Genomic DNA, 12,341 nt, shown 5'->3' with positions numbered 1-12,341 from the left:
GGGAAAGGTCAGTTGGCCACGTCGGCGATGCGCGCATCGGCTTCGCGGACGGCCTCGCAGAAGCGGCGCATCAGCGCGGCGTCCTTGAGGCCCTTGGCGCTTTCGACGCCGGAACTCACGTCAACGGCCCAGGGCCGGACGTGCATGACCCCATCGATCACGCTTGCAGGATTCAACCCACCAGACAAAACGACCGGACGGGGCACGTGAGGGGGGACGAGAGACCAATCGAACGCCTTTCCACTGCCGCCGTAGCCCTCGACATGGGCGTCGAGCAGGATGCCGGCGGCACTCGCATGCACTGCCGCGAAGTCTAGCAAATCGAAGCCCGGCGACATGCGGGCCGCCCGCAGGTAGGGCCTCCCGGCGGCCAGGCAGGCCTCGGGCGATTCGTCGCCATGGAATTGCAGCAGCGCCAGCGGCAGCGCCTCGATGGCCTGCCGCAGGTGATCGGGCGTGGCATTGACGAACAAGGCCACCGGCACCACGAAGGGCGGCAGCCGCCGCGCCAGTTCGGCGGCGCGGGCGATGGTCACGGCCCGCGGGCTGCGGTCCCAGAGCACGAAGCCGATGGCGTCGGCGCCGCAATCGACCGCGGCGTCGACGTCGGCCTCGCGCGTGAGGCCGCAGATCTTGATGCGTGTTCTCGAACTCATGTCGCCATGCCCCACCAGCCCGGTCCGGCCTCGCTGGCCGGGATGCGGTGGCGATCATCGTACGTCGGCCCGACGAAGTACAGGCCATCGGCGGCGAAGGTGGGGGCGGCCACGTCGCGGTTGCGGGCCGCCAGCACCTCGGCCATCCAGCCCGGCGCCTGCCGGCCGCTGCCGATGGCCACCAGGCAGCCCATCAGGTTGCGGATCATGTGGTGCAGGAAGGCGTTGCCGTGGAAGTCGATGCACCAGAACGTGCCCTGGCGCCGGAAGTCGATCGAGTGCAGGGTCTTCACCGGGCTGGCCGCCTGGCATTCTGACGACCGGAACGACGAGAAATCGTGTTCGCCGAGCAGATGGGCCGCCGCCTGTCGCATGGCCTCGAGGTCGAGCGGCCGGAAGGTCCAGCCGGCCATGCCGTCCTCGAGCGAGGGCCGCACTGGCGACTCCAGCATCACGTAGCGGTAGCGTCGGCTGCGCGCGCTGTTGCGGGCGTGGAAATCGGGCTCGACCGGGCAGCACCACTGCACCGCGATGTCGTCGGGCAGGTGGCGATTGGTGCCGCGCACCCAGCTGAACTCGGCCCGCTCAACGCCCGGCTCGAGGTGCACGACCTGGTTCAGGCCATGCACGCCGGCATCGGTGCGGCCGGCGCACAGGGTGCGCACCGGCCGGTCTGCGAAGCGCGACAGCGCCAGCTCCAGCGCGTCTTGAACGGTGCGCCCGCCAGGTTGGCTCTGCCAGCCCTGGTAGGCATGGCCGCGGTAGCGGATGCCCAGGGCAATGCGCCCGGTCACCCCAGGTCGTCGAGCATGCCCTGGGCCTTGGCCTTGAGGGCGCCGCTGCTCTTGGACACCACTTCCTCGAGCAGGTCGCGGGCGCCTTCCAGGTCGCCGATCTGGCGGAACTCCTCGGCCAGTTCGAGCTTGCGCGCGATCGGGTCGGCGCTGTCGGGGCCCAGGTCGGCCATCGACGGCACGGTGGACCCGCCCAGCGGCGCGTTGTCCGACAGCGCGAAGTTGCCGAAGTCGAGCGTCGGGTCGGTGGCCGATCGGGATGGTGCCGGTGCGGGGGTGCCCGGCAGATCGAGCGACAGCGAATCGAGGTCGAAATCCATGCCCGTCGGGCTCGCCGGCGAGGCGGCCGCCGGCGCCAATGGGGCGGGTGCGGAGAAGTCGAAGTCGAGCCCGCCCGCCGTCGCATCGGGTTGCGCGCCAGTGGCCAATGGACGCGTCGCCTCCATCGGCGACACGGGCGTTTGTCCGGGCACGTCGAGTTCGAGATCGAGCTCGAGGTCCAGTGCGCCATCCAACGGCAGGGGCTGCAGGGACGAACCGAACTCGGACTCGTTGCCACGCGGCATCGCAGTGGCCGGCAGCGTGGTGGCCCCCAACGGCTCGACGAACACCTTGTCGCCGTTTCGCATCACCTCTTCGGGATGGCCACCGGGTTGGTACAAGGGGTTCTCGGGGTCGATCTGCAGACCCATGGCCTGCGCCTTCTCCCAATCGGCGCCAGCGCCCTTGGTGAGCGAGAACAGCTGGACCGCCAGGAGCTCGAAACCCTTGGTGTCGCGACGCTTGGCATAGACCTCGAGCAGCTTGGTGCGCACCGCCATCCGCTCGGGATTGGCGCGCATCGCCTCCTTCAGGATTTCCTCGGCCTGCAGGTCGCGGCCATAGGCCAGGTACACATCGGCCTCGGCCACCGGGTCGACGTCACCGATGGCGTCGAGCTGGCTCAGCGAGAAACCCATCGATGAACTGCCCGCCGACGCGTCGGTGGTGTCCACCCGCTGGCCGCCGCTGGCACCGAAGAAGGAATCGGGTTGGGCACGGCTCTCGAGGAACGACGTGTCGTTGCGGTCCTTGCCGCCGTTGCGGCCCTTGAAGCGGTAGTAGCCCAGGCCCAGCAGCGCGAGCACGAGGGCACCCACGCCGGGCAGGAGGTATGGGCTGTCCGACAGGGAATCGAGGAACCCAGGCTCGGAGCCGGCGATGGGGGCGGCTGCCGCTGCAGGCTTGGACGCCATCGGGGCGGCCGGCTCCGGAGCCGGGGCGGGGGCGACAGGGGGAGACACCGCCACGGCAGGGCCGGTCGAGAGGGCCGGTGCCGGTGCAGGTGCTGCAGCAGGTGCAGGCATGGGAGCCGGCGCCGGTGCGGGTGCTGGCGCAGGGGCTGCAACTGGCGCAGGGGCCGGCGCTGGCGCCGCCGCGACGACGACGGCCGCCGGTGGTGTGCCCTGAGCGGCCGAGGCGCCCTGCTGGAGGCGCTTGAGTTCCTCGACGTTGCGGGTCAGTTCGGCCACTCTGGCCGTGCTGTCCTTGCGTTCGGCTGCCTTGGAGATCTGCCCCTCGGGCGCAGACGCCCGCACGCCACCACCGGACAGCGTGAGCTTGTCCGGCGATGTGGCCGCCGCCTGGCGCCTGTCGTCGACCGAACCGCTCACCTTGCCCTTGGCCTGACGGCCGCCGTCGTCAGTGTCGGCCGTCGGCGCGCCTTCGGCCAGGCGCCGCCGATAACTGTTGAAGTCGGTGCTCTGCGCCAGGATGACCTGCCGCGCCTCGCCCGGCGTGATGGCCTTGACAGCGTCGGTGGACGGCACCGCGAGCACCACGCCCGACTTCAGCCGGTTCATGTTGCTCTGGATGAAGGCGTCGGGGTTGGCCCGATACAGGCCGACCAGCATCTGGTCGAGCACCACACCGGGCCGTTGGGTCTTGCCTGCGATGCGCGACAGCGTGTCGCCACTGCGCACGCGGTACTCATCGCCACCAGGCGGCCGTGCCGCGGGGGCCGTGGCCACGGCAGGCGACTGCACAGGCGCGCTGCGCGGTGCAGGGGCCGGTGCGGCCGCTCGGGTGGATGGGGCCGGCGCGGCAGGCGCCGGCGACATCGACGGTGCCACGGGTGCGGCGGCCTGCACGGGCGGCGCCGGGCGGTTGTCGCTGGGCGGGTCGAACAGCAGCGTGAACTCGCGCACCAGGCGACCGCTGGACCAGTTGAGTTCGAGGATCACGTCGACGAAGGGTTCCTGCACGGCCCGGTCGCCGGTGACGCGCAGATAGGGCCGGCCATCGGCCCGCCGGGCCAGCACCGCCCGGGCGGAGGCCAGCGCGGCGTTGTACTCGACCCCTGCGGCCCGATAGGCCTCGGCCGGCGCAATGCGCACCGCCAGGGTGGAGGCCTCTTCGGGTGTCAGGCTGGTGATGTCGATCTCGGCCCGCAGCGCCTCGCCGAGTGCGGACTGCACATTCAAGCGGCCGAGGCCCAGTGCCCAACTGTCGATGGGTGCTGCCGTCAGGGCCAGGGCGGCCGACAAGGCCAGCGCGGTACGGGCAGCGGGGAAGGGTCGGTTCTTCAAGGCGTCTCCACAATGACCACAGCGGGCACCGCCCGGCGCCCGCCGCGAGGACATGAACTGACGATCGCGCTGAGGGTCAGCATGCAGCCAATTCGCCTGAAATCACAATAACATCAAGCATATAGGCTGACAAGCTCATCCAAAGGCTCAAATCCCGGCGGCCGCGTCCTTGCGTTGCCATCCAACGCCGATTGTTGCCCATCGGCAACGCACCGACGGGCCGTGGCGCGTTCAGGCCTGCAACAGAATGCGCAACATGCGCCGCAGCGGTTCGGCCGCTCCCCACAGCAGCTGGTCGCCGATGGTGAACGCGCCCACGTACTCGGGGCCCATGGCCATCTTGCGGATGCGGCCCACCGGGATCGTCATCGTGCCCGTCACGGCCACCGGCGTCAGGTCGCGGATGGTGGCCTCGCGGGTGTTCGGCACCACCTTCACCCAGGCGTTGTCGGCGGCGATCATGGCCTCGAGGTCGGCCACCGGCACGTCCTTCTTCAGCTTGAAGGTCAGCGCCTGGCTGTGGCAGCGCATCGCGCCGACGCGCACGCAGAATCCGTCCACCGGCACCGCCGCGCTGCCGAAGCCCTCGCCCTGGCCGAGGATCTTGTTCGTCTCGGCCATGCCCTTCCACTCTTCGCGGGACATGCCGTTGCCGAGATCCTTGTCGATCCAGGGGATCAAGGAGCCGCCCAGCGGCACGCCGAAGTTGGCGGTTTCAGCCGCCGACAACGCACGTTGCTTGGCAATGACCTTGCGGTCGATCTCGAGGATGGCGCTCTTGGGGTCATCGAGCAGGGCCCTGACTTCGGCGTTGAGCGTGCCGTACTGCGTGAGCAGTTCGCGCATGTGCTGCGCGCCGCCGCCCGAAGCCGCCTGGTAGGTCTGCGTGCTCATCCACTCGACGAGCCCGGCCTTGTACAGCGCGCCCACGCCCATCAGCATGCAGCTGACGGTGCAGTTGCCGCCGATCCAGTTGCGGCCGCCCTTGGCCAGGGCGCCCTCGATCACCGGCAGGTTCACCGGGTCGAGGATGATGACCGCGTCGTCCTTCATGCGCAGCGTGGACGCAGCGTCGATCCAGTGGCCCTTCCAGCCCGTGGCGCGCAGCTTGGGGAAGACCTCGGTGGTGTAGTCGCCGCCCTGGGCGGTGATGACGATGTCGCAACGCTTCAGGGCGTCGATGTCGAACGCGTCCTGAAGGCGGGTTTCGTTCTTCGCCATCGACGGGGCGGCGCCACCGGCGTTGGAGGTAGAGAAGAACAGCGGTTCGATGAGTGCGAAATCGCCCTCGGCCTGCATGCGATCCATCAGCACGGAACCGACCATTCCGCGCCAGCCGACCAATCCTACGAGTGCCATGTGAGTTGCCTTTCCAGTTGCGATCCGGACCCCCGGGTTGCCCGGCTCGAATCGCCGGGGTCCAGGTGTGGGGGCGAGACGATCCGGAGCTGGTTAGCTCGTGGTAATCGAGGTGGTGGTGGTTTTGCCGGACAGGGCCGCGACGACCGCGTCGCCCATCTCGCGCGTGCCCACCCGCTGCGTGCCCTCGGACCAGATGTCGCCGGTGCGCAGACCGGCGGACAGCACCGAGCGCACCGCGGATTCGATCCGGGCGGCGGCTTCGGGTTGGTTGAGCGAGAAGCGGAGCATCATGGCAGCGGACAGGATTGTAGCCAGCGGGTTTGCAATTCCCTTACCGGCGATGTCGGGCGCGCTGCCGTGGCTGGGCTCGTACAGGCCCTTGTTGTGCTTGTCCAGCGAGGCCGAGGGCAGCATGCCGATCGAGCCGGTGAGCATGGCCGCCTCGTCCGACAGGATGTCGCCGAACATGTTGCCGGTGACCACCACGTCGAAGGCCTTGGGCGCCTTGACCAACTGCATCGCTGCGTTGTCGACGTACATGTGGTCGAGCGCCACGTCGGGGTACTGGGCGTGCACCTCGGTGACCACGTCCTTCCAGAACTGGAAGGTCTCGAGCACGTTGGCCTTGTCCACCGAGGTGACCTTCTTGCTGCGCTTGCGCGCCGCCTGGAAGGCCACGTGGGCGATGCGCTCGATCTCGGGCTTGCTGTAGCGCATCGTGTCGAAGGCTTCCTCGGCGCCCGGGAAGTGGCCGTCGACCGCAGTGCGGCGGCCGCGCGGCTGGCCGAAGTAGATGTCACCGGTGAGCTCGCGGATGATCAGGATGTCGAGGCCCGCCACCAGCTCGGGCTTCAGGCTCGACGCATGGGTGAGTTGCTCGTAGCAGATGGCCGGGCGGAAGTTGGCGAACAGGCCCAGGTGCTTGCGCAACCCCAGGATGGCCTGCTCGGGCCGCAGCGGTCGGTCGAGCTTGTCGTACTTCCAGTCGCCAACGGCGCCGAAGAGCACCGCATCGGCGGCCTTGGCCAGGTTGAGCGTGCCCTCAGGCAGCGGGTGGCCCTGGGCCTCGTAGGCGGCGCCGCCGACCAGCGCCTCTTCCATCTCGAAGCGCAGGTCCAGCACCTTCAGCACCTTCACGGCCTCGGCCATGATCTCGGTGCCGATGCCGTCACCCGGCAGGATTGCGATCTTCATTTGCAGGTGTCCTCGTGGGTCGAAATCACAGCACGCGCTGGCTCAGCCAGGGCATGCGGGCCAGGCGCTCGGCCTCGAAGGCCTTGATCTTGTCGGCGTGGCGCAGCGTCAGGCCGATGTCGTCGAAGCCGTTGACCAGGCAGTACTTGCGGAAGGCCTGCACCTCGAACGGGATCTCGCTGCCGTCGGCCTTGACCACCACCTGGCGCGGCAGGTCGATCGTGAGCTGGTAGCCGATGAAGCCATTCACCTCGTCGAACAGGCGAGACACAGCGGCTTCGGGCAGCACGATCGGCAGCAGGCCGTTCTTGAAGCAGTTGTTGAAGAAGATGTCGGCGAAGCTGGGCGCGATGATGGCGCGGAAGCCGTACTGGTCGAGCGCCCAGGGCGCGTGCTCGCGGCTCGATCCGCAGCCGAAGTTCTCGCGCGCCAGCAGGATCGACGCACCGGCATAGCGCGGCTGGTTGAGCACGAAGTCGGGGTTGAGCTTGCGCACCACGTGCTCCTGCCCGGGCTCGCCCTTGTCGAGGTAGCGCCACTCGTCGAACAGGTTGGGCCCGAAGCCCGAGCGCTTGATCGACTTGAGGAACTGCTTGGGAATGATGGCGTCGGTGTCGACGTTGGCACGGTCCATCGGGGCCACGAGGCCCTTGTGCACGGTGAAGGCTTGCATGTTGGCTCCTGCGCCGGCGCCCGGCGGGCGCGCAGCGTGCGTGGTCATTTGCGGGCGGCGCTCTCGATGGTCTGGCCGGCCTTCTGGATGTCCTGCCCCATGCCCTTGAGGGTGTTGCAGGCGGCCAGGCTCAGCGCGGCGGCCAGGAGAAAGGTCAGTCGGGTCATCGAGGTCTCCTTCAGGCGATGCGGCGCACGTCGACGAAGTGCCCGTTCATCGCGGCCGCGGCGGCCATCGCCGGGCTCACGAGGTGGGTGCGGCCGCCGGCGCCCTGGCGGCCTTCGAAATTGCGGTTGCTGGTGCTGGCGCAGCGTTCGCCGGGCTCGAGCCGGTCGGCGTTCATCGCCAGGCACATGCTGCAGCCGGGCTCGCGCCATTCGAAGCCGGCGGCCTTGAAGACCTCGTGCAGGCCCTCGGCCTCGGCCTGCGCCTTGACCAGGCCCGAACCGGGCACCACCAGCGCCAGCCGCACGTTGCCGGCCACGCGGCCGCCGATGCGGCGCACCACGGCGGCGGCCTCGCGCATGTCCTCGATGCGGCTGTTGGTGCACGAGCCGATGAAGACCTTGTCGATGCGCACGTCGTTGAGCGCCTTGTTCGGCTCCAGGCCCATGTAGGCCAGCGCGCGCTCGATCGAGCCGCGCTTGACGTCGTCCTTCTCCTTGTCGGGGTCGGGCACGCGATCTTCGATCGACAGCACCATCTCGGGCGAAGTGCCCCAGGTGACCTGCGGGCGGATCGTCGCCGCGTCGAGCTCGACCACGGCGTCGAAATGCGCGCCGGGGTCGCTGCGCAGCGTGCGCCAGTAAGCCACGGCCTGGTCGAACTCGACGCCCTTGGGCGCGAAGGTGCGGCCCTTGACGTACTGGATGGTGGCCTCGTCCACCGCCACCAGGCCGGCGCGGGCGCCGGCCTCGATGGCCATGTTGCACACCGTCATGCGGCCTTCCATGCTGAGCGCGCGCATCGCCGAGCCGCCGAACTCGATGGTGTAGCCGGTGCCGCCGGCGGTGCCGATGCGGCCGATGATGGCCAGCGCGATGTCCTTGGCGCTGCAGCCCTTCTGCAGTTGTCCTTCCACCTTGACCAGCATGTTCTTCGCCTTCTTGGCCAGCAGCGTCTGCGTGGCCAGCACATGCTCGACCTCGCTGGTGCCGATGCCGTGGGCCAGCGCGCCGAAGGCGCCGTGCGTGCTGGTGTGGCTGTCGCCGCAGACCACCGTCATGCCCGGCAGCGTGGCGCCCTGCTCCGGCCCGATGACGTGCACGATGCCCTGGCGCTTGTCCAGGAACGGAAAGTACGCCGCCGCGCCGAAGGCCTGGATGTTGGCGTCCAGCGTGGTGACCTGCAGCTTGCTGATCGGATCGGTGATGCCGTCGTAGCCCTTGTCCCAGCCGGTGGTGGGCGTGTTGTGGTCGGCGGTGGCGACGATGGAGCTGATGCGCCAGACCTTGCGCCCGGCCAGTCGCAGGCCCTCGAAGGCCTGCGGGCTGGTGACCTCGTGCACCAGGTGGCGGTCGATGTAGAGCACGGCGGTGCCGTCCTCCTCGGTGTGGACGACGTGGTCGTCCCAGAGCTTGTCGTACAGGGTGCGGGCGGTCATGGGACAGGCCTCCTTCGGGTGCGGGATTGTCGCGCCGCCGGAGCGGCGACGGGGGATGCGGGGTCGCTGGCTGGGCACAGGGCGTCGACGAAGCGCTGCACCACCGCGGGCAGCACCTCCTGCTGCCGCACCGCCAGCAGGTAGCGGCGGCGCGCCCAGGCGTCCAGCAGCTTCAGCGGCTTGACGCGGAACACGCGCGAGAAGCGCTCGGCCACCACCGCCGGCAGCACCGCCACGCCGAGGCCGGCCTCGACGAGCTGCGCGATGGCGTCGAAACCATGCACCTGCACCCGCACCTTGAGCGGCCGGCCCAGCGCCTGCGCGCGCTCGCGCATCAGCTCGTGGACGGCGGTGCCGACGTGCAGGCCGACGATGTCGTAGTCGAGCAGCGCGTCGAAGGGGTGCGCCGGCTTGCGGGCCAATGCATGGCCGACCGGCACGAGGATGGCCAGTTCGCCCTCGCGATAGGGCCGGCAGGCCAGCCGGGGCTCGTGTTGCGGCGGCACGAAGACGCCAACATCGGCCCGGCCCTCGGCCACCGCCGCCTGGATCTCGGCGCTGGTGAGGTCGTCCAGGCTGATGCGGATGCCTGGGTGCGCGCGCGAGAAGGCGGCCAGGTCGGCGGGCAGGCACTCGGCGATCGCGCTGGCATTGGCGACGATGCGCAGGTGGCCCTTCACGCCGCGCGAGAACTCCACCACCTCGCTCTCCAGCGCATGCAGCGACGCGTTCAACGAGCGGACGTGGCGCACCAGCGCGCGGCCGGCCTCGGTCAGCTCGACGCCACGCGCCCGCCGCTCGAACAGCGTGACGCCGAGCCTCGTCTCCAGGTCGGACAGCCGCTTGCTGGCCGCCGCCAAGGCCAGGTGCTCGTGCTCGGCGCCGCGCGTGATGCTGCGCGTCTCGGCGATCGCGAGGACGAGGTTGAGGGTGACGAGGTCGAAGCGCATGGCGGCCAACACGGGACAGGCGCGACGTTACCCTTCGTGATTCACGATTGGTTGCGTCGATTGTCAATCGTATCTTCGTGAACCACGAATCCTCGCCAACAATGCGGTCGCCGCACGGGCCGGCTCGGTGTGCCGGACCTGATGCGCCAAAGCCACAACCCACCCCAACCCATACCGGCGGACGGCCCCAACGGTGCCGACTTCGCCTATCGTCCCGGCCCATCGTGGCCTGTTGAAGCTGTCTGACCATGCCAAAGCTGTTTCCCCTCACCGGCGTCGTGCTTGCCCTGTCGGCCCTGGCCGGCCTGCAGGCCGCAGCCCCCGCCGCGTCGGCGCCGCTGGCTGCCGCTGAATCGCCGGCGCCGGGTATCCCGCTGCCGCGACTGCGGCTGGATTTCGCCGCCGGCAGCGTGGTGCTGAGCGGCAGCGTGCCCAACGAGATCGAGCGCGCCGCGGTGCTGCGCAGACTGCGCGTGCTGTACGGCGCAGACCGCGTCACCGACCGCCTGCAGGTGGGCGAGGTAGGCAACCCGTCGTGGCTGAGCGCGGCCTTCCTGCCCGACCTGCGCGGCGCCGTTCACGCCGTGGCGGTGCTGGACGACGCCCGCCTGGTGATCGACGGCGTGGCCGGCTCGGCACTGGCCCGCGACGCCGTCTCGGCCTCGGTGGCTGACGCGGGCGGCAAAGGCGTGCGCGTCGACAACCGCATCGAAGTGCGCCCCTGAGCAGGGCCGGGCGCGCGGGCGCTCTCGCCCGCCGCCGATGCCGCGCGCGGCAAGCCGCCGATCCTCTCGCCGCTTTGCGCGTATGCTGCCCAGGCTCGCGTGCCTGCCTGGCGCGAGTTTCCGTTCTGCCCCGAGTGCATGCCGACCGGCGCGCCCGCGCACCCTGCGCCCGCCGCCGCCCACCTGGCCGCTGACCCGCCGCACTGCGCCGATCCATGCCTGCCACCCCGTCCGCAGCCGCCCGTCGGCCGCGGGCCGCAGGCTTTCGCGGGGCACCCGATGCCAGGTTACGACACCAAGCAGGAATGCATCGCCGTCGACGGCACCGCCGACCTGCAGATCCGATCGCTGCTCGACCGGCAGCAGTTCGCCGACGTTGCCGGCGAGGCTGCGGCCCTCGGCATCTCGTCGGCCACCTGGCCGCTGTTCGGCCTGCTGTGGCCGTCGGGCCGCGCCCTGGCGGCCCACATGGCGCTGCGCACGCTGAGGCCCGGCGATCGCATCCTCGAGATCGGCTGCGGCCTGGCACTGGCCAGCCTGGTGTGCCATCGCCGCGGTGCCGACGTGACCGCCAGCGACTGCCACCCGCTGGCAGAGGCCTTTTTGCGCGAGAACCTGCGCCTCAACGCGATGCTGCCGCTGCACTACCGGCATGGCCCGTGGGACGGTGAGCCTTCGCCGAGCGGCTTCGCCCTGCGCGACCCGGTGGTCGGCCGCTTCGACCTGATCATCGGCAGCGACGTGCTCTACGAACGCGACGACGGCGGCCACCTGCCCCGCTTCATCGAGCGGCACGCCCAGCCCGGCGCCTGCGTGCTGATCGTCGACCCCGACCGCAGCAACCGCAGCGCCTTCAACCGCCGCATGCTGGCGATGGGGTTCACGCTGCGCGAATCGCGCCTCGATCGTCGTGCTCGCGAGGGCGACGCCGGCTACAAGGGCCGGCTGCTGTGCTTCGAAAGGCCCAGGCAGGCTGCGGCGCCCGACTCGGCCTGGCCGGCCTGACGCGCGACGGCTGGCATACCGTCAGAGCGCCGCAAGCCCTACTCTGCTACCATCCGGCCCAGGCTGACCACGCATCACCTCGCCCCGCTTTCCCAGAGCGTCCGGCCCGGCGCCTCCATTCAGCCCGATCGTTCGACCGCCAGTCGGCCCCCGTGGCCCTCCGATGCGGTTGCCACATTGGCTGGTTCGCCCAGCCACTTTTCCTGAGAACCCGATGCCGTACCACGGGCAACCTGCCCGTCAGGCGGCGCTGCATGAATCTGACGAACAACCGCTTTGCGGTGGGCAAGTACCTTGTCTCACCGATGACCCGACAGCTCGACGACGGCCGCTACGCGCCCTCCGTCTCCATCCGCAGTGGACGCGGCAGTGGCACCCATGACCGGGTGATCCGCCTCGACGCCCGCTTCGCGACCCACGCGGCCGCGATCGCCCACGCCACCGAACACGGCATGTCCTGGCTGCGCCAGGCCCCCGGTGGCTGATCGCACCACGCCCCTCATCGAACACCCCCAACACACCCTCCAGGAGACCCGGCCATGGCCAAGGAAGAACTGATCGAGATGCACGGCATGGTCACCGAGGTGCTGCCCGACTCGCGCTACCGCGTCACGCTCGACAACGGCCACACCCTGGTGGCCTACACGTCGGGCAAGATGCGCAAGCACCACATCCGCATCCTGGCGGGCGATGCCGTGTCGCTGGAACTGTCGGCCTACGACCTCACCAAGGGCCGCATCACCTTCCGCCACATCGAGCGCCGCGGCCCGGCCCCGGGCGGCGGTGCCGGCGCGCCCCGACGCGCGCACTGA

The 12,341-nt window shown here is 69.9% G+C and carries 13 protein-coding genes; 4 read left to right on the top strand and 9 right to left on the bottom strand.

Features of this window, described 5'->3' with window-relative positions; all coding sequences use genetic code 11:
- Positions 1-8 precede the first annotated feature (8 nt).
- The 9 genes from EOINJALH_RS11950 to EOINJALH_RS11910 form a co-directional block, all read right to left on the bottom strand.
- Positions 9-656 carry a phosphoribosylanthranilate isomerase gene (locus EOINJALH_RS11950; protein ID WP_088280620.1) on the bottom strand — a complete coding sequence of 216 codons (648 nt, stop codon included), beginning with the start codon at positions 654-656 and terminating at the stop codon, positions 9-11.
- Positions 653-1,450, bottom strand: a complete 798-nt coding sequence (truA, locus tag EOINJALH_RS11945; protein WP_234413808.1) for a tRNA pseudouridine(38-40) synthase TruA — start codon at positions 1,448-1,450, stop codon at positions 653-655. Before truA ends, EOINJALH_RS11950 begins: the two co-directional genes overlap by 4 nt.
- Positions 1,447-4,017, bottom strand: a complete 2,571-nt coding sequence (locus EOINJALH_RS11940) for a FimV/HubP family polar landmark protein (RefSeq protein ID WP_234413807.1) — start codon at positions 4,015-4,017, stop codon at positions 1,447-1,449. The genes truA and EOINJALH_RS11940 overlap by 4 nt, the downstream gene beginning before the upstream one ends.
- A 231-nt stretch (positions 4,018-4,248) precedes the next feature.
- The gene (asd, locus tag EOINJALH_RS11935) at positions 4,249-5,376 is read right to left on the bottom strand and encodes an aspartate-semialdehyde dehydrogenase (protein WP_088280581.1); all 1,128 of its coding nucleotides are present in this window, start codon (positions 5,374-5,376) and stop codon (positions 4,249-4,251) included.
- Positions 5,377-5,469: 93 nt separating this feature from the next.
- Positions 5,470-6,573 carry a 3-isopropylmalate dehydrogenase gene (leuB, locus tag EOINJALH_RS11930; protein WP_088280580.1) on the bottom strand — a complete coding sequence of 368 codons (1,104 nt, stop codon included), beginning with the start codon at positions 6,571-6,573 and terminating at the stop codon, positions 5,470-5,472.
- Between the two features lie 25 nt (positions 6,574-6,598).
- Entirely contained in the window at positions 6,599-7,246 is a 648-nt protein-coding gene (gene leuD, locus EOINJALH_RS11925) for a 3-isopropylmalate dehydratase small subunit (RefSeq protein ID WP_088280618.1), read from the bottom strand.
- Between the two features lie 44 nt (positions 7,247-7,290).
- On the bottom strand, positions 7,291-7,413 hold the full coding sequence (locus EOINJALH_RS11920; RefSeq protein WP_088280579.1) for an entericidin A/B family lipoprotein: 123 nt from the start codon (positions 7,411-7,413) through the stop codon (positions 7,291-7,293).
- 11 nt (positions 7,414-7,424) lie between these two features.
- Positions 7,425-8,849: a 3-isopropylmalate dehydratase large subunit gene (gene leuC, locus EOINJALH_RS11915; protein ID WP_088280578.1), complete on the bottom strand. Its 1,425-nt coding sequence runs from the start codon at positions 8,847-8,849 to the stop codon at positions 7,425-7,427.
- The gene (locus EOINJALH_RS11910) at positions 8,846-9,799 is read right to left on the bottom strand and encodes a LysR substrate-binding domain-containing protein (protein ID WP_088280617.1); all 954 of its coding nucleotides are present in this window, start codon (positions 9,797-9,799) and stop codon (positions 8,846-8,848) included. Before EOINJALH_RS11910 ends, leuC begins: the two co-directional genes overlap by 4 nt.
- 248 nt (positions 9,800-10,047) lie before the next feature.
- Here EOINJALH_RS11910 and EOINJALH_RS11905 point away from each other — a divergent pair, with 248 nt between their 5' ends.
- The 4 genes from EOINJALH_RS11905 to infA all read left to right on the top strand — a co-directional run bounded on the left by EOINJALH_RS11905 (position 10,048) and on the right by infA (position 12,341).
- Positions 10,048-10,524 carry a BON domain-containing protein gene (locus EOINJALH_RS11905; RefSeq protein WP_088280577.1) on the top strand — a complete coding sequence of 159 codons (477 nt, stop codon included), beginning with the start codon at positions 10,048-10,050 and terminating at the stop codon, positions 10,522-10,524.
- Positions 10,525-10,803: 279 nt separating this feature from the next.
- Positions 10,804-11,529 (top strand): methyltransferase, encoded by a 726-nt coding sequence (locus EOINJALH_RS11900; protein WP_088280576.1) that lies wholly within the window; start codon positions 10,804-10,806, stop codon positions 11,527-11,529.
- A 254-nt stretch (positions 11,530-11,783) separates the two neighbouring features.
- Positions 11,784-12,014 (top strand): hypothetical protein, encoded by a 231-nt coding sequence (locus tag EOINJALH_RS11895; protein WP_088280575.1) that lies wholly within the window; start codon positions 11,784-11,786, stop codon positions 12,012-12,014.
- Positions 12,015-12,068: 54 nt separating this feature from the next.
- Positions 12,069-12,341: a translation initiation factor IF-1 gene (infA, locus tag EOINJALH_RS11890; RefSeq protein ID WP_088280574.1), complete on the top strand. Its 273-nt coding sequence runs from the start codon at positions 12,069-12,071 to the stop codon at positions 12,339-12,341.

The organism is Ideonella sp. A 288 (genome assembly GCF_002198735.1).
In the GTDB taxonomy this organism is placed as follows: Bacteria; Pseudomonadota; Gammaproteobacteria; order Burkholderiales; family Burkholderiaceae_C; genus Pseudaquabacterium.
This window is presented reverse-complemented; position numbering and strand designations above follow the sequence as displayed.

Coding starts and splice junctions, on each gene's coding strand:
- EOINJALH_RS11950 (WP_088280620.1), bottom strand. CDS start 656: ATGAGTTCGAGAACACGCATCAAGATCTGCGGCCTCACGCGCGAGGCC.
- asd (WP_088280581.1), bottom strand. CDS start 5,376: ATGGCACTCGTAGGATTGGTCGGCTGGCGCGGAATGGTCGGTTCCGTG.
- leuB (WP_088280580.1), bottom strand. CDS start 6,573: ATGAAGATCGCAATCCTGCCGGGTGACGGCATCGGCACCGAGATCATG.
- leuD (WP_088280618.1), bottom strand. CDS start 7,246: ATGCAAGCCTTCACCGTGCACAAGGGCCTCGTGGCCCCGATGGACCGT.
- EOINJALH_RS11920 (WP_088280579.1), bottom strand. CDS start 7,413: ATGACCCGACTGACCTTTCTCCTGGCCGCCGCGCTGAGCCTGGCCGCC.
- leuC (WP_088280578.1), bottom strand. CDS start 8,849: ATGACCGCCCGCACCCTGTACGACAAGCTCTGGGACGACCACGTCGTC.
- EOINJALH_RS11910 (WP_088280617.1), bottom strand. CDS start 9,799: ATGCGCTTCGACCTCGTCACCCTCAACCTCGTCCTCGCGATCGCCGAG.
- EOINJALH_RS11905 (WP_088280577.1), top strand. CDS start 10,048: ATGCCAAAGCTGTTTCCCCTCACCGGCGTCGTGCTTGCCCTGTCGGCC.
- EOINJALH_RS11900 (WP_088280576.1), top strand. CDS start 10,804: ATGCCAGGTTACGACACCAAGCAGGAATGCATCGCCGTCGACGGCACC.
- EOINJALH_RS11895 (WP_088280575.1), top strand. CDS start 11,784: ATGAATCTGACGAACAACCGCTTTGCGGTGGGCAAGTACCTTGTCTCA.
- infA (WP_088280574.1), top strand. CDS start 12,069: ATGGCCAAGGAAGAACTGATCGAGATGCACGGCATGGTCACCGAGGTG.